The following is a 26,981-nucleotide window of genomic DNA, read 5'->3' as shown; positions in this document are numbered from 1 at the left end:
AGACAAATCTAAATTATTTTATCGATAACACTGTCCGCTTAGTCACTTCACGCGAAACGCTTACATTTATGGCATAAAACCGGGCAAAGCAATTATTACACAAACAATATCTGAATGAAAAAATGGATCGCTTGCTTTTTACTATTGGGCATTTTATCCTGCAAAGAGAAAAAGACCGACTTCTCAGGTGATGCGCCGCTCAAAGCTTCCGATTTTATCGGAGCGTTTCCGAAGATCACAACGGTATTCAGTGTGACGGATACCAATGTAGGCAAAAAAGCAGATACCCTTACCATCGGCTACAAGGCGCTGGAGCAGTTTGTGCCCGACAGTGCGCTTGATATACTGACGGGGAAAGACACGAAGCGCTTGCAGATACACCCTGTTGGATTGATCGAAAAGGACAAGGAAAATTATCTCCTGCTCAATTTCGTTAAACGGAACAAGATAACCCTGGGAGTGATCGTGACCGATAAGAAGACCAAATTCCTGGGTGCCAAAGAACTGTTATCCAATGCCAGGGATGATGGATATACGCATTCTGTTTCTGTGAACCGCGAGCCCACTTTCATCGTCAGCAAAGAAAGGATGGGGAAAGACAATACCTTGTTGTTTTCACGCACCGGCTGGGTGTTCAACAATGCGGGATTGTTCATGGTAGCAATACATGATTCCAATGAAGAACCGCGGAAATCGGCTATCATCAACCCCATTGATACATTATCCCGTAAAAACAAGCTCAGCGGCGACTATGTGCAGGATAAAAAGAATTTTGTATCGTTGCGTGACGGAAAAGATCCCAGCCACTATGTCTTCTTCATTCATTTTGAAAAAGATGGTGGCAGTTGCACCGGTGAACTGAAAGGTCAGTTGGTCATTCATACACCCAATACGGCACAGTTTTCAGCGAGTGGCGACCCCTGTGTGATCGATTTCAACTTTGAAGGCAATACATTAAGGATCAAGGAAAAAGGTAGTTGCGGCAACCATCGCGGTATCAAATGTTTCTTCGATGATTCCTTCCGTAAGAAAAGGGAATCCAAAACTGCCCGTAAGCAGGGATAACCCAAACGATTCTATCAATCTTAAACATCTTTCCCACAGATTAATGTGTATAAAATACATGTTGATTGAAAAAACCTATATTGCGCAACTAAATTGTACCAAAGCAAGCACTCATGAACTTCAGAAATTTCCAGGTTCCCTATCAGATCAGTGAACAGTACAGCAAGAAAGCGGCTTATTTTTCTATGGAATTTGCTGTTCATCAACCCTTGAAAATATACAGCGGCGGCCTGGGTTTCCTGGCCGGATCGCATCTGCGCAGCGCCTATGAATTGCGGCAGAACCTTATCGGCGTGGGCATTTTATGGAAATACGGTTATTACGACCAGGCACGTAACCAGGACCAGACCCTGCAGGTGACTTTTATGGAAAAGCTCTACAGTTTCCTGGAAGATACCGGCATTAAATTCCAGATATCGATACATGATCATCCGGTATGGGTGAAAGCCTATTACCTGCATCCGGAAACTTTTTGCAGTGCACCCCTGTTCCTGCTGAGCACCGACTTGCCGGAGAACGATTATGTATCGCAAACCATTACCCACCGCTTATATGATGCCAACGTGGCCACTAAAGTGGCCCAGTTCATCCTCTTGGGCGTGGGTGGCGCGAAGCTGATAGACGAGCTCGGTTTCAACCCCGATGTGTATCACCTGAACGAAGCACACGGCATTTCTTCCGCTTTTTACCTGCTCAACAAATTCAAGAGCGTAGAGAAAGTGAAAGAGCACCTGGTATTCACTACCCATACACCCGAAGAAGCCGGCAATGAGAAGCATGATATTTATCTCTGTCATAAAATGAGTTATTTCTGCGGACTCAGCATCGATGAGGTGCGCAAGCTCACTGGCATCAAAGACGACCAGTTCAACCATTCACTGGCGGCGCTTCGCTTTGCCCGTAAAGCCAACGGCGTATCTGCTTTGCACGGTCACGTGAGCCGTGAAATGTGGAAGAACTATGAAGGCATTTGTCCGATCGCCTCCATCACCAACGCGCAGAACTGGCGTTACTGGGCCGATAAACAATTGTATCGTTTCCAGGAAGAAGGCAATGATCTTGGGTTCGATGACCGCAAAAAATACCTGAAGAAAAGGGCTTTTGAGATCGTTGCTGATCAAACCGGGAAGGTTTTTGATCCGAATGTTCTCACCATTGTATGGGCCAGGCGTTTTGCCGGTTACAAGCGTGCCGATATGCTCACCTACGATATGGAGCGTTTTGAGGCATTGCTGAATAATCCGAAATACCCTGTACAGATCATCTGGGCAGGTAAACCGTACCCTGTTGATTACCCGGCCATTTCGCAGTTCAACAACCTGGTACACCTGAGCAAGAATTACAAAAACGTAGCGGTATTGATCGGTTATGAACTGGGTTTGAGCAAGCGATTGAAGCAGTCGGCCGACGTATGGCTGAACAACCCGCGTGTACCCCGCGAAGCATCGGGTACCAGTGGTATGACGGCCGCTATGAACGGAGCCGTGAACTTTTCTACCGATGATGGCTGGATACCTGAATTCGTGAACCATGGCAACAATGGTTTCGTCGTACCCAAGGCCGATTATGGCAACATGACCGTACATGACCAGGACGAATACGACCTGCATAAGATGTATGAAATCCTGGAACAACAGATACTGCCCATCTACTACGATAATTTCGATACCTGGAGGCAGATCATGAAAAACGGTATGCGTGATGTGCGTTTCCAGTTCGACAGCAACAGGATGGCGCATGAGTACTACGAGATCATGTATAAATAGATGTTAGATTAATTCTAGCAACTAACAACTCTCAACTATAATTCTATCTTTGGCGGATGAATAAAGTTGCCATAGCCATTACCGGAGCCAGTGGAGCCATTTATGCAAAGCTGTTACTGGATAAGTTGTTATTACTGAAAACACAATATGCTGAAGTGGGTATTGTGATGAGCAAAAATGCAGAAGAGGTATGGCAGACAGAATTAGGCAATGATGATTATCGCAAATACCCTTTCCGTTTTTTTGATAAACATGATTTCAAAGCGCCTTTTGCTTCGGGATCGGCGCATTACAATATTATGATGGTAGCGCCCTGTAGTATGGGCACGCTGGGCAGAATAGCAAGTGGTGTAAGTGACGATCTGGTTACCCGTAGCGCCGATGTGATGCTGAAAGAAAGACGCAGGCTCATTTTACTGGTGCGCGAAACGCCTTACAACCTTATTCATATCCGGAACATGGAAACAATAACACTGGCAGGGGGCATTATTTGTCCTGCCAGTCCTTCTTTTTACAGTAAACCTGTTACCATTGAGGCAGCTGCATCTACTGTAGTAGACCGAATGCTCGATTTAGCAGGATTTGAAATTAACAGCTTTCGCTGGGGGAGCGCTTAACTCTTGGCTTTCAGAAAATCGCTCACCAGATAACTGATCAGCTTCCCTGTATCGGTGCTGGTTCTTCCGTTAGACAACTGTGCAGCGCCTTCGCAAATATGCAGATACGCCACTTTGCTATCTGCTGCCGTAAAATTGATATACTGTCGGGCATGCTGAATGCTGATACCGGCCGGACTGGAAGCGCTGCTCAACACATTTGCAACAGAATCGAGGTCTATTTCTATTCCACACAAACTATCTTCTGTAAAGCCCGTTGCATGGCCAATGGCTTGCAGGAAAGTTCTTTTTTCGTGCACGAATATGTCTTCATAAGTAATACAATCAACAAAGGGATTGTTCACAATATCCATCCACACATTTTGAGGCAGGTAGTTTTCATGTATGCCCACCACACAATATTTTTCCAGGTAACCATCGGCCTCTGCATAAGTAAAACCGTTACCGCTATGCCGGCCTTCCATGGGCCTGAAATCGGTGTGGGCATCGAGGTTAATGGCATTGATCTGTGCAATGGGCAGGATACCTGCTTTATGAAATCCTTTGGCAGCGCCTTTGATGCAGGGATAAGCATTATTATGCCCACCACCAATGACAACCGGTATCTTTTTATTCTGCGTAATCATATGCACCAACTGCTCCACTTCATCATCGATCATGTTAACAGCATGCCGGTGGGCTTCCAGCTTCTCGTCGAAATCATGGGCATTTTGTTCTATCAGTGATTCGATGTCTGAGAAATCAAAATGTCCCAACAGTAAAATATTACTGCCTTCGAGGAAATCATTGCTCTGTATATTCAGGAACGACTGCAAAAAGGGCACCCAAACCGAATCAGCTCCCCCAATGCCCATATTGGCTTTTACCCCGATATCTTCGGGTATACCAAACAAAACAAATGGCGCAGTAGACTGTTGCAATGTTGTTTCGAGTAAATGGGGGCCGGCCGATACCTGCACCCGCTCTCCGAGCTTGGTTTCATAACGGCGGATTTTTGTGAGAGACAAAACATCCTGCTTGTTGTAGAATTTAAAATGCTTCATCGTATTAACAGGTTTCCTTTCCGGTTAAGTTAACGTATTCACCTGAAAACATAAAATCACTTTTCTATCCATTCTCCGTTGATCATCACCCTGTCTACCAGGTTCGACCCGAACGCATAAGGCAAATAAGCCAGCGAAGGAATGGGTTTTGTAAAAATGAGGTTGGCTTTTTTACCTACTGTGATACTACCCAGTTGATCGCCCAATTCCATAGCATAAGCGCCGTTTATCGTGGCGGCATTGATGGCTTCTTCGGGTGATAGTTTCATTTGTATACAGCTCATGGATACCACCAGGTTCATATTGCCGCTTGGGCTCGAGCCGGGATTGTAGTCAGACGCCAGCGCTATGGCACAGCCTGCATCTATCAATTGCCTCGCTGGTTGAAAAGGCATGCGCAAAAAAAAGGCGGCAGTAGGCAACAATGTACCGATGGTATTGGACGCAGCGAGCGTTTTAATGGCATCGGCATCCATGGTTTCGAGATGATCTACCGATAAGGCACCCAATTGTACGCCCACTTGTACACCGCCCGAAAGATGCAATTGGTTGGCGTGTATTTTGGGTTTCAATCCTGCCATCATACCTGCTTTGCAGATGGTGATGGTTTCAGCCGGTGAAAAGAATCCTTCTTCACAAAAAACATCGATGTAGTCGGCCAGTTTTTCTTTTGGTATCTCAGGTAACATCTCATGAATCAGGAGATCGATGTATCCCTGGTGATCATTACGATAAACCAGCGGATAAGTATGTGCCCCTAAAAATGTGGCTTTAACGGGTATGGGTGAAACGGTCTTCAGTTTTTTAATCACCCGCAGCATTTTCAACTCTCCTTCCACCGATAAACCATACCCGCTTTTAATCTCAATGGCACCTGTACCCAAGCGGATCAGTTCATATAAACGTTGCAGCGATTGTTCGAAAAGCTGCTCTTCGGGCATTTCCTGCAGCTTGCGGGCAGAGTTAAGAATACCACCGCCTTTGGCGGCGATGGCTTCATAGCTCATTCCCCTGATCTTGTCTACAAACTCCTCCTCCCTGCTGGCTGCAAAAACCAGGTGGGTATGGCTGTCGCACCAGGTAGGTAAAACAAAAGCGCCCCTGGCATCAATCACGGTTGCATTCGAAAGTTCCTGCTTATCAATGTCTTTCATGAGACCATACGCTGCGATCCTTTCATCATCCAGCAACAAAAAAGCATCTTCCAAACAAGGCAGTTCTCCTAGTGCCGCGCCTCTCAAAACAGTACTGGTATTTCTTGTACCAACCAGGCATTTAATGTGGGTAATCAACCTGAGCATGTACACAATATACCCCCTTTCCACTTGTTAAACAATCTTGTGCAGATACATGGTTCAAAAGAATGTTGTACATTGCATATATGCATACCTGCAGCAGTTTTGTTTTTTTGACAGCGCATTTTGCCTGGATGTATCGCGGCCTCAATCCCATGCCCGATCATTAAGTTCATCTGTGTAACAACGGAAAACTTAATTTTTTCATCAACCCAACATTTTATGGATCAACTATTATCGGTTACCTCGGAAATCGGTACCCTGAAACGTTTATTGGTTCACAGTCCGGATAGCGGACTGGGAAAAGTAGTACCATCGAAAGCGCAGGACTGGTTATTTGAAGACATCGTTCACCTCGACACCATTCGCAAAGACGAATACGATTATTACACCAAATTATTACTCTACTTCCTCGATCCTGAAAAGATCAATGGGAAACTCAGTGCAATTGACGATCCTGCTTCCGACAGAAGTTTTTACAAACCGTGCCACCCTTCTTTTTTTCAATCAGATAAAGTGATAGAACTGGAATGGTTATTGGCAAGCATACTGGACAGCCACGAGATTAGGGTAAAACTGGTGGCTTCTGTTTGTGCCATAGAAGGATGCACATACCGTGTGCAACAGGAGCTGCTGAACTATACACCCAACGACCTGGCCAAAACATTTATCACCGGCTCTTCAACTGACAAGCACCTGCTGTTTGCCCCCATTCCCAATTTCATTTTCACCAGGGATATTGGCATTACCATCAAAGACCACCTCTTGCTCAACAAACCAGCCAAGAAAGCACGCACACGCGAAGCATTACTGGCCAAGTATATTTTCTTCCATCACCCTTTCTTTGAAAAATGGAAGCATAACATCATCGAGCTGACCGACTCGCACCATGGCTTCCTGTTACCAAAAGACGATGATGATCGCAAAATGACGCTGGAAGGCGGTGACATCATGGTAGTAAGCGATAACCATGTATTGGTAGGCGTGAGTGAAAGGACCAGTTCAGAAGCGGCAGCCAGGATCACCAATATACTCTTCGAGAAAAACATTGTAGAGAAAGTGACCATTATCAAAATCCCTAAGAAAAGAGATTACATGCACATCGATACGGTGTTCACGCAAGTAAAGCGGGATGTATGGGTGATGCTGGGTAATTTTTCACGCAAAGCCATCCGGCAGGAAGATGCCAATGCCATTGAACGCGTGCTGGAGATTAAGAAAGAAGAAAAGATCAAGATCCTGCAATTCCATAAAAAACAACCTCATCACCCCATTACATTTGAAAGCCTGGAAGACCTGCTGACCGATGTGAGCAAAAATGACCTGCATTGTGAAGGAGAGGTACAGTTTATTTTCTCGGGAAATAATGAGTTCCCTTATAATGCCAGGGAACAATGGACAGATTCCTGCAACCTGCTGGCCTTGAAAGAAGGCGTGGTATTGGGATACGACCGGAATGACAAAACTACTGAAGCCTTTCGCAATGCCGGTTTCAGGATCGTTTATGCAAAAGAATTGTTGCAGCAATTGGATGCAGGTAAAGTGATCATTGACGAAATATCCAATACACTCATACTGATGCCATCGGCGGAGCTTTCCAGGGCCAGGGGTGGATTTCATTGTATGAGTTTGCCTTTGTGGCGTGAACCTTTACAATAATACCATGCAACACAGTTCACATATACTCATGATCAAACCGGTGTGTTTCGATTTCAATACCGAAACAGCTGTGAACAATAGTTTCCAGGTACAGTCGAACGACGAAACATTACAGGAAAAAGCGGCTGCAGAGTTCGACCATTTTACCAACCTGTTGCTGGACAATGGTATTGAACTGACTATTGTGCATGACACACCCGAACCGCATACGCCCGATTCTGTTTTTCCCAATAACTGGATCTCTTTTCACAGCAACGGCACCATCTGCCTCTACCCCATGTTTGCTGTGAACCGCAGGCAGGAAAGAAAACAACAAGTACTCGACCGCATCAACGAGCAATTCAAGGTAGCGGGTATGATAGATCTCACGGGTTATGAGAACAACGGGCTTTTTTTAGAAGGTACCGGCAGCATGGTGCTCGACCGGGATCATGCCATTGCTTATGCCTGCCTTTCGCCCCGCACGAATGCCATTGTGCTGGACGACTGGTGCAAACGTTTCGGATACAGGGCCGTTCGTTTTACCGCAACCGATGCCAAAGGCATTGCCATCTATCATACCAATGTGATGATGTGTGTGGCGGATGTTTATGCAGTGATCTGTTTGGAAAGTATTGCCAGCAAAACAGAAAAGCAACAAGTAGTGCAAGCTTTGCAAAGCAGCGGCAAAGAGATCATCGACATCAGCTTTGAACAGATGAATCGTTTTGCGGGGAATATGCTACAGGTGCACAACAAGTACGGTCAGCATTTCCTGGTGATGTCGTCACAGGCATTTCATAGTTTAACAAAAGAACAACTACAAAAACTGGAATCGTTCAATCCCATCCTGCATGCCGATATTACTACCATTGAAACCAATGGCGGTGGCAGCGCCCGTTGTATGATGGCCGAAGTTTTTCTTCCTACAAAAAGCTGAGCTTTACGCCTTCTTCGAAATCAACCGGCGCATAACCCAGGTCGCGGATAGCTTTGCCGATCTTCAATCCCGAGCGTTTGGCCCTGCGCACCGGCTCAGGAAAAGTATCGGAAGTAACAGGTTCAATCAATGCACTGTTGAGCCCCAATGTCTTTGCCACAGCAAGCGCCATCTCATAAGGCGATACAATATTCTTACCGGCCAGGTGGTACACACCTCTTGTACGATGTTCTATGATCTGTGTAATACCCGCGCAGAGATCGCCCACATAAGTCGGGGTACGTTGTTGATCGGTTACTACCTTAATAGCCCTGCCTTGTTCCAGGTTGTTCTTCACCCAGTGTAAAAAACTGGGGCGCATACCTTCGAGACATTTGCCATAAATGAAGACCGGCCGCACAATGCAGTGATCCAATACACTTTGTTGCAGCAGTTGTTCTGCCCGCAATTTGCTTTCTCCATAGAAATTCAGCGGGCCGGGTTCATCGTCTTCACTGTGGGGGCCGTCTTCCCCAAAAATGAAGTCCGTAGACATATATATAAAATGCGAATTTGTATTTTTGGCTGCATCGGCCAGGTAACGGGTAGCTTCTACATTGCATGCAAGGCATTTTTCAGGATCTGCATTGCATTCATCGGGTTTGCTCAACGCAGCAGTGTGTACGATGGCATGGGGCATCAAATCGTCAATTATCTGCTTTACTTTACGAACATCCGTTAGTTCCAGTGAATGGTAACAAATATTTTTCACGAGTGGAAACCTGCTCTCCCCCCGCGAGAGTGCATACACTTCAAATCCTTTTCCAGCAAGAGATAGCGACAAATGCCGACCTAAAAATCCGTTAGAACCCGTTATGATTATTTTCATTTTACAAGATTAACGAAATATGCAATTCACTATCCGAACTTGGCATTTACTATCAAATGCTTATTTTTGAAACTCCGTGTAGCAAGTACACTTTTATTGGTTACAGGAGCAAATACCAAAACCCATTAGTCGAATTAAAGAAGAATCGCATATCTAAAAATGTCTGCAAGAAAAGTTACTAAGATCGGCGTACTGACCTCAGGAGGAGACGCCCCGGGTATGAATGCAGCCGTGAGGGCTGTAGTCAGAACCGGTATTTATCATGGATTGGAAGTTTTCGGAATCATACGCGGTTACAGCGGAATGATAGATGACGACATTATCCCCATGGATTCCCGTTCTGTTGCCAATATCATCCAACGCGGCGGAACCATTCTCAAAACAGCCCGGTGCAAAGAATTTTTTGAACCCGAAGGCCGTAAAAAAGCCTTTGAGAACCTCAAGAAAAAAGGGATTGACGGATTGGTGATCATTGGCGGCGATGGCAGTTTCCGCGGTGCGCAAAAGTTCAGCAACGAATTCGATATACCCTGTATTGGTTTGCCGGGCACCATCGATAAAGATATTGCCGGTACCGATTTTACCATTGGGTTCGATACGGCAGTGAATACAGCAGTGGATGCCATTGACAAGATCAGGGATACTGCCGATGCGCACGATCGTTTATTCATTGTGGAAGTAATGGGCCGCGATGCCGGTTATATTGCGTTGCATAGTGGTATCGCTACAGGCGCTGAGAATATCCTCATCCCAGAGAGCAAGACCGATATGGAAGAGCTGGTCCATTCGCTCACCGAAAAAGAAAAGCGAAAGAAACTGGTGAACCTGGTGGTGGTAGCCGAAGGCGATGAATTCGGTGGCGCCAATGAAGTGGCGGCCGTTATCAAAAAGCGCATACCACAAGCCGATGTACGGGTTTGTATCCTGGGCCATATCCAGCGTGGCGGCTCTCCTACCTGTCTCGACAGGCTCATTGCCAGCCGCATGGGCTATCATGCAGTGGAATGCCTGCTCAACGGCAAGCACAATGTAATGGTAGGTATCGTAAACAACAACCTGTATTATACACCGCTTGACAATGCCATCAAGGCCAAACAAAAAATATCTGAAGAATGGTTGAAGATCGTGAAGATCCTCGCCAGCTAAACACTAACCCATTTATTTCACCCCCCCCAACTGAATAAAAGATGTCAAAGAATATAGATAAGTACCTGCACAAGGATATGAACAAAGAAGCGGGTATCGACCATGTGAACCATCGTACCAAGATCGTAGCTACCGTAGGCCCTGCTTGCGATACCTATGAAAAACTGCTTGAATTGGTACAGGCAGGTGTGAATGTTTTCAGGCTCAACTTCTCGCATGGCAGTCATGAAGACAAAGCGCGCATCATTGAACATATCCGCAACATCAATAAAACCCAGCCTTATAATATTTCCATCCTGGCCGATTTGCAGGGCCCCAAGCTCCGCGTAGGTGAGATCTTAAACAACGCGTTGGAAGTGAAAGTGGGCGATATCCTCACATTCACCAATGAAAAATGCATCGGCACGCTGGAGAAGATCTATGTTTCTTACCCCAACCTGGCCGGCGACGTAACCATCGGCAACATCATCCTGATAGACGATGGCAAACTGGAGGTAAAAGTAGTGAGCATTGAAAAGAACGGCGATGTAAAAGTAGTGGTAACGCTGGGTGGTATTCTCTCTTCCAAGAAAGGCATCAACCTGCCCGATACCAAAATTTCTTTGCCTGCGTTGACCGAGAAAGACCTGGCTGACCTGGAATTCATCATTGAACAAAAATGCGACTGGGTAGCGTTGAGTTTTGTACGCAGTGTGAACGATATTGTTGACCTGAAGAGAAGACTCAGGGAAAAACAAAGCAAGAGCAAGATCATTGCTAAAATTGAAAAACCCGAAGCACTCACCAATATCCGTGACATCATCGTGGAAAGCGATGGTATCATGGTGGCCCGTGGCGACCTGGGTGTGGAACTGCCCGTAGAGCGCATTCCGTTGATCCAGAAAGAACTGATCCGTAAATGTCTCCACCGCGCCAAGCCGGTGATCGTGGCTACACAGATGATGGAAAGCATGATCGACCGCGTAAAACCCAACCGCAGTGAGATCACCGACGTGGCCAATGCCGTACTGGAAGGTGCCGATGCGGTGATGTTGAGCGGTGAGACCGCTACCGGCCAACACCCTGCACTGGTAGTACAAACCATGCGCAAAATCATTATGGAAGTGGAAAGCAAAGAATACCGTTACAACCGTTCGGAAGACCTGAAACCGCAACCCCACTCTCCTTCTTTCCACAGCGATGCCGTTTGCTACAATGCCTGTAAGATCGCTGAAGACGTACAAGCCAAAGCATTGATTGGTATGACGCAGAGTGGTTATACCGCTTTCATGCTTAGCAGCTATCGCCCATCTTCTCCGCTGTATATCTTCACCAAGGAAAAAACACTGGTGAACCAACTGAGCCTCAGTTGGGGCGTACGTGCTTTCTATTATGCAGAAGAAGACAGCCTGGACGATATCATTTTTGACCAGATCAATATCCTCAAAGAGCGTGGTTTTGTCAATACCAATGATGTGGTGGTGAATACAGGAAGCACGCCTGTGCACCTGCACCTTCCTACCAATATCATCAAGATAACCAAAGCAGAATAAGCTGATATCATCTTATTAAAAGCCCACTGTAATCACATATGGGCTTTTTTAATGCCATTTACACACGCAAACGATTGTGCCTTTTAATGTTTCAACTCCAGATTATTAGAAAGAGGCTGTACATTAGCAGCATTCTTTAACCATATTCACGCCATGAAAAAAACATTGCTAGCTTTATTGATGCTTCCGCTGATGCAGTTACATGCACAAAGTGTAAACATCATTCCCCAACCTGCCAAGATGGAAGTTGGACAGGGGCATTTTACGATTGATGCCAATACCAAGATCATTGTAAGCGGAGCCGGGATGGAAAAATCTGCCCGTTTCCTGAACGATTACCTGCAAAAATTTTATGGGTTCAATTTAAAGGTGATCAAAGGCAAAGCTGCTTCGGGCATTGTACTGAAGCAGGCTGCCATGACAGACGGTGTGGATGGCGCTTATACCATGAACATCGACAAAAGTGGCGTAACCATTGCCGGTCATACTGAGAATGGTACATTTTATGGCATCCAGTCGCTCATTCAATTATTACCGCTGGAAAAAAGCAAAACATTCACTGTTCCTTTTCTCAGCATAGAAGACAGGCCCCGCTTCGCATACCGCGGTATGCACCTCGATGTGGGCCGTCATTTCTTCCCCGTTGATTTCATTAAAAAATACATCGACTTCATTGCCATGTACAAGCTCAACACTTTCCACTGGCATTTAACGGAAGACCAGGGATGGCGTATTGAGATCAAGCAATATCCCCGTCTTACATCGGTGGGCGGTTTCAGGAACGGTACCATCATTGGCCGTTATCCCGGTAAAGGAAACGATGGCATCCGTCGTGGTGGTTTTTATACCCAGCAACAGGTGAAAGAAATTGTGAAATATGCGAGTGACCGTTACATCACCGTGATCCCCGAGATTGAATTGCCTGGTCACTCTTCTGCCGCCATCGCCGCTTACCCGCAACTGAGCTGCTTCCCAGATGAGTCTACCAAACATCCCGCCAAGACCGCATGGCATGGTGATTCTACCGGTAAGCAGGTGCAGCAGGTTTGGGGCGTATTCCCCGATGTGTTTGCTCCTACCGAGTATACATTCAAATTCCTGGAAAATGTACTGGATGAAGTAATCGCTTTGTTCCCCAGCAAATACATCCATATCGGCGGCGATGAGTGCCCTAAAGAAAGCTGGAAGCGCTCTCCTTTCTGCCAGCAACTGATCAAGGAAAAAGGGTTGAAAGACGAGCATGGCCTGCAGAGTTATTTTATCCAGCGTATAGAAAAACACCTGAACAGCAAAGGAAGACAGATCATTGGTTGGGATGAAATACTGGAGGGCGGCCTGGCCCCCAATGCCACAGTAATGAGCTGGCGCGGCGAGCAGGGCGGTATTGAAGCGGCCAGGCAAAAACACAATGTGATCATGACACCCGGCGGATGGATGTATTTCGACCATTCTCAGGATAAGAAAGAAGACTCTGTTACCATCGGCGGATACACCACCGTTCAGAAAGTGTACAGCTATGAGCCCATACCTAAAGAGTTGTCGGCAGACGATGCAAAATATGTATTGGGTGCACAGGCGAATATATGGACTGAGTACATGAACAATGTATCCAAAGTAGAGTACATGATCTTCCCGCGCATGAGCGCCCTGAGTGAAGTGCTCTGGAGCCAGCAATCACAGCGCAACTGGGATCGGTTCGATCAGAAACTGCGCGCCGAGTTCAAGCGTTACGACTGGTGGAAAGTGAATTACAGCAAGGCTTATTTCGATCCTGCCAATAACTAACACCTGTTTATAAAAATATTACAAAGCCCTGTAATGCAGTATTACAGGGCTTTGTAGCGTATGCAACCGATTGATTGAATTGAGGTTTTTAGCGTTTTCCTGGCCTCATTTCTTTTCTATCTTCAAAAGAGCGTGTACTTTAGCGAACCGTAAAAAACACTACACTACAAATACCTCACTAACATGGTTGATTCATTCGAAAAAATCGCGGTTGCCATACACCCCAGTTCCAAAGATGGTTCGCGTTACGTTGCGCAGCAGATCGCACAACTCATCCGCGAGAAACAAAAAAACAACCAGCTTTGCGTGCTGGGTCTCGCTACCGGCTCCACCCCCATCAGCATGTATGCCGAATTGGTTCGCCTGCACCGCGAAGAAGGATTGAGTTTCAAGAATGTGATCAGCTTCAACCTCGATGAATATTATCCTATTGAAAGAGATGCATTCCAGAGTTACTGGAGTTTTATGCATCGCCACCTGTTCAATCATGTAGACATTGACCCTGCCAATATTCACATACCCGATGCCAACTGGCCCAAAGAAGAGATCAAAAAGCACTGCGCTTTCTATGAAGAAGCTATTGAAAAACTCGGAGGTATAGACCTGCAAATATTGGGCATCGGTAACAACGGACATATTGGTTTCAACGAGCCAGGTTCCAGCATCTATTCCAAAACCAGGCTGGTAAATCTCGATAACGGCACACGTTTGGCCAATGCTTACGAATTCCAGAACATGTCTAAAGTGCCCAGGCTGGCCATCACCATGGGTATCAGCACCATCCTCAAAGCCAAGCGCATTTTACTGATGGCATGGGGTATGAAAAGCGCCATCGTAGCCAAAGCAGTGGAAGGACATGTGACCGAGCAGGTGCCCGCGAGCATCTTGCAACAACATGGCGATTGCACATTTGTGATTGATGAACCTGCTGCGCAGGAATTGACCCGCATCAAATATCCCTGGCTCGCAGGTGAAATCGAATGGACTTCGCAGATGATCAAAAAAGCGGTAGTGAACCTGGGTCTCAAGTTGAAAAAATCTGTATTGAGTTTAACCGCTCACGACTATAACGAGCACGGCCTTTCTGATCTGCTGGTTGAAAAAGGGGATTCTTATGAGATCAACCTGCAGGTATTTTATATGTTGCGCGACAGCATCACAGGCTGGCCTGGCGGCAAGCCTGGTGTAGTGTTGCCCACGCATCCGGAAAGAAGCGAACCTTATCCTAAAAAATGCCTCATCTTCTCCCCACACCCCGATGATGATATCATTAGCATGGGAGGTACGTTCATGCGCCTGCACGACCAGGGGCATGAGGTACATGTAGCTTACCAGACCAGCGGTAACATTGCGGTGACCGATGAATTTGTTACCCGTTTCCTCGATTTTGCAGTCGGTTTTGAAGATATGTTTGGTATCGACAACAACAAGAGCCAGCAGATACTATCAGCAGCACGTACCTTCCTGGCATCTAAGAAAAAAGACGAATCCGACACTTCCGAAATACGCGCTATCAAAGGTTTGATCCGCCGCTGCGAAGCCAAAGCTACCTGTCGCTATGTTGGTCTCACCGATGACCGTTGTCATTTCATGAACCTGCCTTTCTATGAAACAGGTACTGTAGAGAAAAAACCCATGAGCGAAACAGATGTGCAGATCACCATGGAGTTGCTGCGCAAATTAAAACCGCACCAGATCTATTGTGCAGGCGATCTGGCCGATCCGCATGGCACGCACAAAGTTTGTCTCGATATTATTTTTGAAAGCATGCACCGTCTTAAAGCTGCCGGCGAATCCTGGATAAAAGATTGCTGGGTATGGTTGTACAAAGGCGCATGGCAGGAATGGGATATTTCAGAAATAGAAATGGCCATTCCAATGAGTCCCGACCAGGTAATGAAAAAACGTTTTGGCATCTTCATTCACCAGTCGCAGAAAGACATGGTTCCCTTCCAGGGTACCGACAGCCGCGAATTCTGGCAAAGAGCGGAAGACCGGAATGCCAATACCGCCAATCTCTACGCTGAATTGGGCATGACCAAGTATGCGGCGATGGAAGCCTTCGTTAGATGGCATTATTGAGCCATTATAACTACTTTTGTCCGATGCAGACACCCGAGGTCAATACGTATGTTCCTATTGCTGAAGTAAAGAAAAATGAAATGCCGGCCCAGACCTGGGATGAAGCCTGGCGTAATAAGAGCTTCCGGGTCAAAACCATTGTTGGTGGTATGTTGCTGGTGGCGCTGCTGGCTTTGTTCCCGTTTTTCTTTTCTTATGTTGAAAAGCGGCAGGGTATACAGTTGAATGATTTCATTCTCCAGCAAATACCGGTGGCAGATGTTTCGCTGATCACTTTCATCGTTATCTGGTCTGTGAGTATCCTTTTGCTGATCAGGTGTGTACAGCGTGCCGATATTTTCTTGCTGATGTTGTGGTCGTTTCTTTTTTTATGCCTCGCACGCGTGCTCACTATTACATTGGTACCATTGTCACCACCAGAAGGACTGATCGTTTTGAAAGACCCGCTCACCAGTATTTTTTATGGTGGTGCTGATAAATTCATCACAAAAGACCTCTTCTTTTCCGGCCATACTTCTATCCAGTTCCTCATTTTCCTCAGTGTGAAAAAGAAGCTAGACAAGATCATCACCCTCACGGCTACCATTGCTGTGGCTTGCCTGGTGCTGATACAGCATGTGCATTATACCATTGATGTACTGGCTGCTTTTATTTTCACTTATATCATTTACCGTATGGGTAAGCTGGTAACAGGTTGTTAGATCAGAAAGCTTCTCCCAACTGGAAATACAGTCCGCTGTTATTACCCTGTCCAATACCGTAATCGAGACGGAGGTTGAGTTTGTCACTCTTCATCAGCGCGAAGCGCAGGCCGGCACCTACTGAATATTTGAAGTCGCCGAATGAATAATCGGTGAAGCTGTTTCCCACATCACCCAAACCACCAAAGGCTACTGCTCCGAAGCGGCGATAAATAGGAAAGCGATACTCGCTCTGGAAAACCATCTGGTGGGTATACCTGAAACGGCCGGCATAATAACCCCTCATGCTGTTGGAGCCACCCAGGAGTGCCAGGCTGCGCAGCGGTACTTCATTACCCGTATTACCAAAACTATAGGCCTGCAAAGCCAATACATTATTACCGAAAGCAATGTACTTGCGAAGATCGATCACAATGTTGGTATAATTGTAATCGGAGAAAAGGTATTTATCGAAGTGGTTGAAATATACCTGCGCGAACCCACCTTTATTAGGTGCAAATGCATGGTTGCGGGTATCGTATGTAAAACTCATACCCAACCCGGCAACTGTATATCCATTTCTACCCACAATCTGTTGCTGATCGAAGAGACCGCCGGCCTGGTACTCCACATCATTGAGTTGCTGGCGCTCAAACAGGCCGCCGATAAAAAAATGATGGCCCAGTTTACGCATCAGGTGGAGGTAGATATAAAACTGTTTGTACTTATACGATTCATAATCGTTGTCTTTGGTGTACTTGCCCAATCCCCAGAATTTATCGGGAAATGAACTGAATGAAACTTGCTCACTCAATATGTATTTTTCGTGCCGGCTGTATTGCGCGCCATTGATAGCCAGTATCAATTGTTTCTTTAAAGAATACAATGCCAGCAGTTGCATGTTGGATGTTCTACTTATCGTATCTTTAGGATGTAAACGAAATGTGACAGAGCCCACGGCCCCGCCAGACCAGCCCGTTTCAATGGATTTGGCAATCACTGGTAAAACAAGGAAATTCGTATGCCTGACAGAATCTTTTTGTGCAACTGCCGTAATGTAAAAGCACCAGGATAGTATAAATACGGCAGTTAATTTGCACATAAAACAGCGTTTTGTGTCATAAAACACGCAAAATAAACCTCTTATACATTATCTTAGAGGAATCTCTTCATAAATTGCTTAGATTTGCGTGTTTTTGGGGTTTTGCCCTTTACAATTTTGTAATAATTAATTAACATTACACTAATATACTAACCGTAACAGCGTAAGAATGAAAAAATGGGATAGTCATTTTCAACTGGGAGATACTGTAACCGCGGAGCAATTGGATTTTTTCGACAAGCACGGTGTAATAGTATTCAGGAACTTCATCAGCAGGGAAAAAGTGAATATATTCATTGATGAGCTGAAACGCCTGGAGCAGACATGGCTGGAAGAAGGACGCGATAAAGTGAACGGCATCCCCTTGAAATTTGGCAAAGACGAGCATGGCAACAAAACCATCCAGCGTTTATGTTTCAGTTCTTTATACAGCGACCCTCTGCACCAATTACTGGAAGACGACCGGTTGAAAGCCCTCACCGCTTTCCTCGGGCCTTACGAAGGACGTATTGCGGAGAATGAAAAAGACGGACTGGTCATCAACAATTACATCAACACACCTAACAGCACTTTTACCCAAATGGGTTGGCATACCGATGCGCCCCGTGACCTTTTCTTAGGACAAAAGATCATGCCCATGCTCAATGTGGGTATACACCTCGATACCTGTCCTTTTGAAAATGGTGGTTTGCGTGTGATCCCTGGTACCCACAAGCAAGGTGTACTGAAATTGTTGTTCGGTAAAAAATATTTCATCGATAACAGCGATGATAACCGTGAAGTTGGGTTCGACCTCAACGCCGGCGACCTGTCGGTGCACGATGGCCGTCTCTGGCACCGCGTGAAGCAATCACCAAAATTCGGTGAAGAGAGCCGCCGCCGTGTAATGTATGTGCCCATTGTAACGGGTAAGTACAAACCGAAGGATGAGAACAGTAAAACACCTTTTTATCACCGTTTTACCAGCAAAGTGCATCATTAAAAATTATACCCTCAGTCAAAAATGATATTGTGAAAAGGTCAACAACTGTTGGCCTTTTTCATTCAAAACAAGTACAATGAGTTACGCATTGATTACCGGGGCCAGCAAAGGAATTGGCAAAGCCATTGCAGAAGAGTTAGCGGCTAAAAAGATCGACCTGCTGCTGGTAGCCCGCAGTGGCGACCTGCTGTCGGCACTCGCTAATGAGCTGACTGTTAAACACGGTATACAGGTAGATTACCTGGCAGCCGATCTGGGCAAGGCCGGCGCAGTAGAACAAATCCTTCGCTGGGTAGATGAAAAGCATTATCCGGTGTATATCCTGGTAAACAATGCGGGATATGGATTGAGTGGCCCGTTTACGGCTTATAATGCCGCTGAGCACCGCGAAATGATGGAAGTGAACATGATGACGCCTGTAGCCCTCTGCAGTGCCCTCCTGCCCCGTTTAAAAGAACAGCCGCAGGCTTATATCCTGAATATTGCCAGTTCGGCAGCATACCAGGCAGTGCCCGGACTGAGCGTGTATGCCGCTTCGAAAGCTTTTGTTTTGAATTTCAGCCGGGGGCTGCGCTATGAATTGCGTAATACCCGGGTATCGGTAACGGCTGTGAGTCCGGGTTCTACCGACACCGGTTTTGCACACAGGGCCAATGTGGGGCCTAAAGCCCTTAAAACGGCCGAGAAAGTGAACATGACACCTGAAGCAGTTGCCCGGCTGGCGGTACACGCTATGTTTGCCCGCAAAACAGAGTTGATCGCTGGTATGATCAATAAACTCGGTGCATTTTTTGCGTGGTTATTGCCTAAGAAGCTGGTAGAGAAAGCTTCAGCAGGTATATATGATTTAGATTAATGTTGAAAAAACGCAAATTGGTTTTGCAGATTCTTTTTTAGCCTTTATATTTGCAGCCCGATTAATGGGAATGGCTGCGTAGCTCAACTGAATAGAGCATCTGACTACGGATCAGAAGGTTTCAGGTTTGAATCCTGACGCGGTCACAAAAAGAGCAGTATGTTACTGCTCTTTTTTATTTACCTCACCTGGCGTCTTCAGTTATCACATCTTTCGCCGGCGGCTTTGAACTATCCGTATTTTCATTTAAATTCCATAACATTCTTATGCCGCACATGCTTCAACATTGTATCGTCGTAACCAATTAAAATTGTTCGATATGACTATTTTACAAATTGAGCACCTTGTTCCAAACTACAATGGCTGGAAGAAAGCCTTTGACAGCGATCCGATTGACAGAAAAAAATCAGGTGTCAAGCGTTATCGCATCTACAGGCTGAGCGAAGACCCGAACTATGTAATTGTTGATTTGGTTTTCGATCATATAGACAATGCCCTGTTAACCCTGAATGCGTTAAAAAAATTATGGAGTAATGTAGAAGGGACTGTAATGATCAATCCTAAAACCAGGATACTGGACATGGTTGATGAAAACGAATATGAAGTGCCCTCGATAAGCCGTTGACTTACGTCAACAATGTTGTTTTACAGGATGTCAGTATCACAAGGGTACAGCACAAATACAGAAATATTTTTTTCATTATTACATTTTTTTGGGAGGGGGCTTTACAATCATCGTGTCAGTAGGCAACGATTGTACTATGTATTTTCCCGAGTCCAGTCTCGTTGCCGGAAATACTTTCTGCAACAAAGTCCACTCCTGGTTTTTCACATCTGTTTGATACAGGTACAGATACCTGAGTTCTTTTAAAGGTTTTAATTGTTCTATTCCTTTTGCCGTAACCTTTGTTCCTGTGAGGTTAAGAGATGCCAGGTGATGCAATGATTGCAATGCAGCGATCCCTTGATCTGTAACAAGTGTATTGCTGAGTTGCAGTTTTGTAAGAGTCGTAAGTTTGCCAATAACCGGCATAGCAGCATCATCGATAGCGGCATGATCTAACTTCAACCATAAAAGCTGTTCTTTGAGTGGTTCAAGCAACGCTATCAGGGAATCGGCATTGGCATTCACAAAATTGGCAGAAAGATAATTGCTGTTCTGTGCAACAGGCACCACTATTACCCCGGCTTTTTTCAGCCTGTTGACAATGGTTTCATCAGCTTTCGCCACCTGCTGATCAGGCATTGCATTTTCTTCTTTTTTAACATTGCCCGATTGCAAAGCAATCAGCACCGGTTTGATCTTTTCTGTTTGCGGCAGGTCTTTAACTTTCTTATTAAAATCTGCGCCAGTACTGATCCACCAATGCAGTAAGGCGATTTCTTCTGCGGTGAGTTGAGGTTTCTCTTTGGGCGGCATATGTTTTTCATTGGAAACCGGCAGCAATATTCGCCTGATCATTTCGCTTTCATCTGCTTTACCAGCGATGAGTGCTACGCCATCCTTCCCTCCTTTGAGTATGAAGTTTTGTTGATCGAGTCTTAATTTTCCTTTTTGTTTTTCAGGCCCATGACAACTGTAACACCTGGCTTGCAACAAAGGCTGTACCACACCAGGATACAACGCTGCTTCCTGGATATTGGGAATGGGTTTCAATGCAGGGCCTTCCTGGTTATTGTGCAGGCCGGACGTAAGGTAATCCGATCCATGCGTCAATGATCCGCCCAGGTGCCCGGTAATGGTAATCAATACAATGATGCCCAGGGAAAACCAGCGGGCCATTTTTTCATTGAACGAAAACTTATACAACAAATAGAAGATCAAAGAAGCTGTTACTGAAAAAATACCCAGCCATTGATGCTGCTCTACCAAGTCAGCATCGTAATCTGCGCTGAGTGAAAGCATATACCCTGTTAAACAGGAGAATATTCCGCTCAGCACACCCCAGAAGAGCATCACAGGGATTGCCGGCCTAAGCAATGCAAATTTTTCTTTTATAGAAAGCCATTGAAAAAAACAGGCTAGCAATAAGATACCGATAGGCAAGTGCACCAGTACCGGGTGAAAACGTCCCATCAAACCTGAAACAGATAAAAACATGATCGATACAATTTTTTAAACGAAGGGCTTTACGCACCGTATCGCTGTCTCAGTAATTTCATCATATACACATTGATGGCCCATTGATCGGCCAGTGGTTGCCTCGTATAGGGCAGTGTGGGCATGTATGTAGGTGGCCCGAATTCGGTGAGGATCGTCATTCGCTCGCCATTTCTTTTTTTACGCTCCGCTACCTTGTCCCACCATGCGAAATGTTGCTTAACCGCCGCTTCCCATTCCGGTGCGCGCGGATCATTCACTTGCGGCCCTTCTTCGTGGCCGATACGCGCATGGATATGCTCTACCCTTTCCAACGCCATATCAACCGTGTCTTTTTGATCGCCCAGCAGGCTTTCGTGCACATTGCACCAATGCGATACATCGAAAGTAAGTTTCAGGTCGGGTTTCTTTTCTATGAACTGCCTGGTAATATGCGCAGCGAACAGCATGCGCGAACGATGCGTTTCGTGACAGAACCGAATACCTGTGTCTTTAGAAAGTTGCGTGGTATGATCGATGAAAGATGCCGATTGATCAAAACTAAAATAATCACGCCCGGAATGGCAATTGATATATACCGGTTTTTGAAACCGGTTGTTGGCGGCATCGGAAGTTACTTTTTTAAAGCTTTCGAGATGCTCCTTGAAATCGTTTTGCCAGCCCCTGCACAAAAATCCCACTTCGAGTCCATGTTTTTTCACAGCAGCAAACAATGCCTCCTGGTCTTTGGCTTCAGTTGGCCACACTGGCTCTATGCCATCATAGCCTTCTTTTTTGGCGGCAGCGCAAAATTCATCGATCGTGCCATTGAATCCCCAGTTGGTAGCCATCAACAACAAACTGAATTTCCCGTTTTGTTTAAAGGAAGGTTTATCCGTTGCTGCAAATTCGTCTAATGAATACAGCATGCCGGCTGCTGTGGCGCTGAGTTTGATAAAATTCCTTCGGCTTTGTTTCATTGTATCTGTTTATAGTTTTTTTAAGCGATGATATCCCGGATCACTTTCCCTCCTACATCTGTGAGGCGGAAAGGTCTTCCCTGGAAATAATAAGTGAACTGTTCATGGTTAAAACCCAACTGGTTCAATATAGTTGCCTGTATATCGAAGGCGTCTGTTTTACCGCTCACGGCACTGTAACCGATCTCGTCCGTTTCGCCATAAGTATATCCCGGTTTGATACCGCCACCCGCCATCCATATTGTGAATGCTTCTGTATGATGGTCTCTTCCTTTAAATGGCGCATTGATGCCATTCCTATTTTCCATCATGGGCGTACGGCCGAATTCGCCGCCCCATACCACCAGTGTTTCTTCGAGCAGGCCTCTTTGTTTTAAATCGAGCAACAAAGCTGTAATGGCTTTGTCGATCGTCCGGCATTTATTGATGAGGCCTATATTGACTGCATTATTGGGACTATCTCCATGTGCATCCCAACCCCAATCGAATAATTGCACATAACGCACGCCTTTTTCAACCAGCTTCCTCGCCAGTAATACATTATTCGCAAAGCAACTTTTACCAGGCTGGGTACCGTACATCTCATGTATATATGATGGTTCATCGTTGATGTTCATTACATTGGGAGCCGTTATCTGCATACGATAAGCCATCTCGTATTGTGAGATGCGTGAAAGAATTTCAGGGTCATTGTATTCGGCATATTCCTGCCGGTTGGCTTCATTGATCGTTTCAATCGATGCTTTTCGTAAATCGCGACTCATACCATTAGGATCCTTGATGAATAAAACCGGATCGCCTTCACTTCGGCACTGTACACCCTGGTAAACCGATGGCAAAAAACCACTCCCCCATACCGATTTACCTGCATCGGGGAAACTGCCGCCGCTTGTTAGTACTACAAAGCCGGGCAGGTTCTGGTTTTCTGTTCCCAGGCCATAAGTAACCCAACTGCCCATGCTGGGTCTTCCCAAACGCGGACTGCCTGTATGCATCAACAGTTGCGCAGGTGCATGGTTGAACTGATCGGTAGTAACTGCTTTTAAAAAGCTCACTTCATCTACTACTGTTGAAAAATGTGGCAGGTTCTCGCTTACCCATGTCCTGCTTTCACCATGTTGTGCGAAACGGGCTTGCGGACCCAGCATTTTAGGCACACCGCTTATGAAAGCGAATTTCTTCCCGGCAAGCAATGAAGGCGGACAATCCTGTCCATCCATCTTCATCAATTCAGGTTTATAATCGAACAATTCCAATTGAGAAGGAGCACCCGCCATGTGCAGGTAAATGACACTTTTGGCTTTGCCTGCAAATTGTGGGGGTTTGGGAAGCAATGGATGTGCGGGATCGAATGCAACAGGTGCAATAGCATTGCTGTTACTGCCGCATCCACCCAACAATGAACCCATGGCCAATGCGCCGAGCCCCATAGCACTTTCTTTCAGGAAATGCCTGCGGGTATGTAAGCGCAATTGCGCTTCCTGCGCTTCTTTCACCAACCGTTGTACCTGTAATTCTTTTTGTGTCATGAACAACTGTTTTGCTCGTTTACCATTTCATCACTATTTCATCGAGATTCAGCATAGCATTCGCTACCACAACCAGTGCTGCTGTTTCAGGGTTGTTGTGTTGATCATTCATGCCGATCATCTCGCAGGTCTTGTCCTGATCATTTTTAAATTCTCTCAAGGCCCTGTCGTACAAGCCTTTGAACAGGCTCAATTTCACCTGGCTGATGGGTTTATACAACATGAGTTCATATCCTTTCATGATCTGCTGCTCTGTTTTTTTACCCGCTTCCTCTTGCATACGGTATGCAAAATGTCGTGCCATATCCAGGTAAGCAGAATCGTTCATTGTTACCAATGCCTGCAACGGTGTGTTGGTGCGGATTCTGCGGGCTGTACACAATGCGCGCGGCACCCCATCAAATGTAATCATGGAGGGATACGGCGCGGTGCGTTTCCAATAAGTATACACGGCCCTGCGGTACTGGTCCTCTCCTTTGCTGTTGATCCATTTTGCGCCATTGTAGGGTGAAAGCCATATCCCTTCTGGCTGCCAGGGCATCACGCCTGGACCATACATTTTATCACTCATCATACCACTGATGCACAAATGCTGGTCACGCAGTTGTTCTGCGCTTAATCGTACCCTTGGTCCGCGCGCATAATATTTATTGAACGGATCTTTTTCTTTTACTTCATTGTTCAGTTTCGAATCTTGCCGGTAAGTAGTACTCGTTACCAGTTCTTTTAGTAAGGTCTTGAGGCTCCATCGGTAATCATTCATCAGCTTCCAGGAGAGAAAATCCAGCAGGTCTTTATGAGTAGGTGGTATTCCCTGTGTGCCCAGGTCCTCAAGTGTTTCGGCAATACCGGTGCCGAACAGCTGCTCCCATAAACGATTTACAATCGTTCTGGAGACCAAGGGATTCCGTTTATCGGTTAACCACATGGCCAATCCCATGCGGTTCTTAGGTGCTCCGGTGGGCATGGCATACGCAAATACTTTCGGTACTGCCGGTTCCACTTCTTTTCCTTTACTGGTCCAGGCTCCCCTTATGAACACATTCGTTTTCCGCCACTTCCAGGATGGATTCTCTACCATTACAGGTGTGGTAGTTACTTTGGCATCCAACAGTTCATGGAAGGACTGTTCTGTTTTTGTAAAACCGGATACAGATTTGCCTGGCAATTGTTCTATAAAACCAAACCAGTCGAAGTATACGGCAAATGCTTTGTTGTCTGGATGCAATGTGGGGTTCTCGTAAGTGAGATACACATCGTGCTCACCAGTTTGTGGTGACAGGTTGATATATTCATTCCGCCACTGTGGTACTGCCTTTAATGCCACAGAAGCCAGTAAGGGCCCGTCCGGCGCATCTACATGCAGTTTCAATGTGCCTGATGGGTTATTGGTGTAGAGTTTGCACACCAGCAGGTTCTTTTGTTGCAAGTCTATTTTTTTAAGACGGGCTACTGCGTGATTGCGAATGATCAATTGAATATTATGATTCGCAATCACTGCATTTTTCAAACTGTCGGCCGTTGTGGAATTAACCGATGGCTGTAATGTACGCAGGAATTTCTTGAGATTCTTTGCTTCTGCTTCCGATGCATATTTTTTTGTCCATTCAACAACCGACTTTAATTTTTGTTGCATCGTATCGTTGTACTCACGCAGTAAGGGATATTCACCGGGTACATCTTCATCACGGGTATTGTTGAAATAAGCCAGGAATTTATAGTATTCTTCGTGATGAAAAGGATCATAAGGGTGACTGTGGCACTGTACACAGGAAAAAGTGGTACTCATCAACGATTCCCAGGTAGTGTTCACCCGGTCTATCACTGCGGCTGTTCTGAACTCTTCATTGTCGGTTCCGCCTTCGTCGTTGTTCATTGAATTCCGGTGAAAAGCAGTAGCAATATATTGTGCATCTGTAGGATCTGGCAACAGATCGCCGGCCATTTGTTCCGTAATAAAAAGGTTGTATGGTTTGTCTTCATTGAAAGCATGGATAAGCCAGTCCCTGTACTTCCAGATAGAACGGCCTCCATCGGCTTCGTATCCTTTGGTATCGGCATACCTCGCCAGGTCCAGCCAAAGGGAAGCCCATCGTTCTCCAAAATGCGGTGAAGCAAGCAGGGAGTCCACCAACACTTCGTATGCCTTATCATTATTGCTTTTCAGGTATTGTTCTGCAACTGTCTGCGTTGGATACCTACCAATCAGGTCAAGACTTACCCTTCTTAACAAGGTAGCTTTATCTGCCTGGGCAGCAGGTTGTAATTTTTCCTCCTTCAGTTTGGCATAAATGAATTTATCTACATCATTGTGTATCCAGTTATTGGCGATATCAGGGGCATCCGTTTTTTGTACGGGAAGGTAGGCCCAATGATCGCCCCATTTAGCCCCTTGCCTGATCCATTCTTTCAGGATATGTATCTCATTTTTACTAAGGGCTTCATGTTTATAGGGCATCCTTTCTTCCGGGTCTTTGGAAGTCAGCCGGCGGATCATTTCACTTCCGTTAGGATCACCGGGAATAATAGCAGGGTTGCCAGACTCTGTTTTAGCCAATGCTTCTTCGCGGAACAATACGCTGAATCCGCCCTTGGCTTTGACTCCGCCGTGACAGGAAATACATTTTTTATTGAGGATGGGTTTTACTTCTGTATTAAAATCGATCCTTTTAGTGGGCGACAGCAAAAAGATAAAACCCGTTGCTGCAATAACGGCAATTCCGGTAATAACATATTTTTTCTTTGTAAAAAGAAATTTCATCAGGCAGTCTTTATCGTAGAATCAGTGCTAAAAAATACGCTTTTTTTACCAATCATTTGCTTGCAGAGCACAGACAATCGATTGCCTATAAATATTTTATATATATATCCAGCTTTTAGGAGCCCGCACAAACTCAGGGCGAATCCATTACACCTTTATTAATACGCATTCAACATTGGTAAAAAAATAAAAAGGATACAAAATGAGTAAAGTTAAAATTCAAATGCCGGGCGG

General features: G+C 45.7%; 21 protein-coding genes and 1 tRNA gene. 14 read left to right on the top strand and 8 right to left on the bottom strand.

The window, feature by feature from the left end:
* The first annotated feature begins 114 nt into the window (after positions 1-114).
* The 3 genes from SEDOR53_RS0112310 (at position 115) to SEDOR53_RS0112300 (ending at position 3,448) form a co-directional block, all read left to right on the top strand.
* Entirely contained in the window at positions 115-1,065 is a 951-nt protein-coding gene (locus tag SEDOR53_RS0112310) for a hypothetical protein (protein WP_037361208.1), read from the top strand.
* Positions 1,066-1,178: 113 nt separating this feature from the next.
* The gene (gene glgP, locus SEDOR53_RS0112305; protein ID WP_026769993.1) at positions 1,179-2,831 is read left to right on the top strand and encodes an alpha-glucan family phosphorylase; all 1,653 of its coding nucleotides are present in this window, start codon (positions 1,179-1,181) and stop codon (positions 2,829-2,831) included.
* Between the two features lie 56 nt (positions 2,832-2,887).
* Positions 2,888-3,448 carry a UbiX family flavin prenyltransferase gene (locus tag SEDOR53_RS0112300; RefSeq protein WP_026769992.1) on the top strand — a complete coding sequence of 187 codons (561 nt, stop codon included), beginning with the start codon at positions 2,888-2,890 and terminating at the stop codon, positions 3,446-3,448.
* Here the strand turns inward: SEDOR53_RS0112300 and SEDOR53_RS0112295 are convergent.
* Complete coding sequence (locus SEDOR53_RS0112295) at positions 3,445-4,491, bottom strand: formimidoylglutamase (protein ID WP_026769991.1); 1,047 nt, start codon at positions 4,489-4,491, stop codon at positions 3,445-3,447. The genes SEDOR53_RS0112300 and SEDOR53_RS0112295 overlap by 4 nt on opposite strands.
* Before the next feature lie 56 nt (positions 4,492-4,547).
* Entirely contained in the window at positions 4,548-5,792 is a 1,245-nt protein-coding gene (gene hutI / locus SEDOR53_RS0112290) for an imidazolonepropionase (RefSeq protein WP_026769990.1), read from the bottom strand.
* Positions 5,793-6,008: 216 nt separating this feature from the next.
* On the opposite strand from hutI, the gene SEDOR53_RS0112280 reads away from it, so the two are divergent.
* Both SEDOR53_RS0112280 and ctlX read left to right on the top strand, forming a co-directional pair.
* A complete protein-coding gene (locus SEDOR53_RS0112280) occupies positions 6,009-7,445 on the top strand; it encodes an arginine deiminase family protein (protein ID WP_026769989.1) in 1,437 nt (478 codons plus the stop codon).
* Positions 7,446-7,449: 4 nt separating this feature from the next.
* On the top strand, positions 7,450-8,364 hold the full coding sequence (ctlX, locus tag SEDOR53_RS0112275; protein ID WP_026769988.1) for a citrulline utilization hydrolase CtlX: 915 nt from the start codon (positions 7,450-7,452) through the stop codon (positions 8,362-8,364).
* On the opposite strand, the gene SEDOR53_RS0112270 is transcribed toward ctlX, so the two are convergent.
* Positions 8,351-9,232: an SDR family oxidoreductase gene (locus SEDOR53_RS0112270; RefSeq protein ID WP_026769987.1), complete on the bottom strand. Its 882-nt coding sequence runs from the start codon at positions 9,230-9,232 to the stop codon at positions 8,351-8,353. The two genes, ctlX and SEDOR53_RS0112270, sit on opposite strands and share 14 nt — an antisense overlap.
* A gap of 159 nt (positions 9,233-9,391) precedes the next feature.
* Between SEDOR53_RS0112270 and pfkA the strand changes: the two genes are divergently transcribed.
* The 5 genes from pfkA to SEDOR53_RS0112245 all read left to right on the top strand — a co-directional run bounded on the left by pfkA (position 9,392) and on the right by SEDOR53_RS0112245 (position 16,478).
* Positions 9,392-10,378: a 6-phosphofructokinase gene (gene pfkA / locus SEDOR53_RS0112265; protein ID WP_026769986.1), complete on the top strand. Its 987-nt coding sequence runs from the start codon at positions 9,392-9,394 to the stop codon at positions 10,376-10,378.
* 41 nt (positions 10,379-10,419) lie between these two features.
* On the top strand, positions 10,420-11,910 hold the full coding sequence (gene pyk / locus SEDOR53_RS0112260) for a pyruvate kinase (RefSeq protein WP_084220424.1): 1,491 nt from the start codon (positions 10,420-10,422) through the stop codon (positions 11,908-11,910).
* A gap of 153 nt (positions 11,911-12,063) precedes the next feature.
* Positions 12,064-13,695, top strand: coding sequence for a beta-N-acetylhexosaminidase (locus SEDOR53_RS17890; RefSeq protein ID WP_037361205.1), 1,632 nt, complete (start codon positions 12,064-12,066; stop codon positions 13,693-13,695).
* Positions 13,696-13,878: 183 nt separating this feature from the next.
* Positions 13,879-15,777: a glucosamine-6-phosphate deaminase gene (nagB, locus tag SEDOR53_RS0112250; RefSeq protein WP_026769984.1), complete on the top strand. Its 1,899-nt coding sequence runs from the start codon at positions 13,879-13,881 to the stop codon at positions 15,775-15,777.
* Positions 15,778-15,800: 23 nt separating this feature from the next.
* Positions 15,801-16,478 carry a phosphatase PAP2-related protein gene (locus SEDOR53_RS0112245; RefSeq protein ID WP_198018918.1) on the top strand — a complete coding sequence of 226 codons (678 nt, stop codon included), beginning with the start codon at positions 15,801-15,803 and terminating at the stop codon, positions 16,476-16,478.
* Between the two features lies 1 nt (position 16,479).
* Here SEDOR53_RS0112245 and SEDOR53_RS0112240 read toward each other — a convergent pair whose 3' ends face one another.
* Entirely contained in the window at positions 16,480-17,358 is an 879-nt protein-coding gene (locus SEDOR53_RS0112240; RefSeq protein WP_198018916.1) for a BamA/TamA family outer membrane protein, read from the bottom strand.
* 370 nt (positions 17,359-17,728) lie between these two features.
* Between SEDOR53_RS0112240 and SEDOR53_RS0112235 the strand changes: the two genes are divergently transcribed.
* The 4 genes from SEDOR53_RS0112235 to SEDOR53_RS0112220 all read left to right on the top strand — a co-directional run bounded on the left by SEDOR53_RS0112235 (position 17,729) and on the right by SEDOR53_RS0112220 (position 20,022).
* Positions 17,729-18,541 (top strand): phytanoyl-CoA dioxygenase family protein, encoded by an 813-nt coding sequence (locus SEDOR53_RS0112235; protein WP_026769981.1) that lies wholly within the window; start codon positions 17,729-17,731, stop codon positions 18,539-18,541.
* A 76-nt stretch (positions 18,542-18,617) separates the two neighbouring features.
* The gene (locus SEDOR53_RS0112230; RefSeq protein ID WP_026769980.1) at positions 18,618-19,397 is read left to right on the top strand and encodes an SDR family oxidoreductase; all 780 of its coding nucleotides are present in this window, start codon (positions 18,618-18,620) and stop codon (positions 19,395-19,397) included.
* 72 nt (positions 19,398-19,469) lie between these two features.
* Positions 19,470-19,543, top strand: a tRNA-Arg gene (locus SEDOR53_RS0112225).
* 173 nt (positions 19,544-19,716) lie between these two features.
* Positions 19,717-20,022, top strand: a complete 306-nt coding sequence (locus SEDOR53_RS0112220; protein WP_026769979.1) for a hypothetical protein — start codon at positions 19,717-19,719, stop codon at positions 20,020-20,022.
* Between the two features lie 78 nt (positions 20,023-20,100).
* Here SEDOR53_RS0112220 and SEDOR53_RS17885 read toward each other — a convergent pair whose 3' ends face one another.
* Genes SEDOR53_RS17885 through SEDOR53_RS0112200 form a run of 4 tightly spaced genes read right to left on the bottom strand, consistent with a single transcriptional unit; the run spans position 20,101 to position 26,747 of the window.
* A complete protein-coding gene (locus tag SEDOR53_RS17885) occupies positions 20,101-21,498 on the bottom strand; it encodes a c-type cytochrome domain-containing protein (RefSeq protein WP_037361201.1) in 1,398 nt (465 codons plus the stop codon).
* A gap of 29 nt (positions 21,499-21,527) precedes the next feature.
* A complete protein-coding gene (locus SEDOR53_RS0112210; RefSeq protein WP_026769978.1) occupies positions 21,528-22,457 on the bottom strand; it encodes a sugar phosphate isomerase/epimerase in 930 nt (309 codons plus the stop codon).
* 20 nt (positions 22,458-22,477) lie between these two features.
* On the bottom strand, positions 22,478-23,986 hold the full coding sequence (locus SEDOR53_RS0112205; RefSeq protein ID WP_026769977.1) for a DUF1501 domain-containing protein: 1,509 nt from the start codon (positions 23,984-23,986) through the stop codon (positions 22,478-22,480).
* A gap of 19 nt (positions 23,987-24,005) precedes the next feature.
* Complete coding sequence (locus tag SEDOR53_RS0112200; RefSeq protein WP_037361199.1) at positions 24,006-26,747, bottom strand: DUF1553 domain-containing protein; 2,742 nt, start codon at positions 26,745-26,747, stop codon at positions 24,006-24,008.
* Between the last annotated feature and the right edge of the window lie 234 nt (positions 26,748-26,981).

The organism is Asinibacterium sp. OR53, assembly GCF_000515315.1.
Lineage (GTDB): Bacteria > Bacteroidota > Bacteroidia > Chitinophagales > Chitinophagaceae > Sediminibacterium.
Note: the sequence above shows the minus strand (reverse complement) of the source record. Positions and strands in the feature narration are given on the sequence as shown.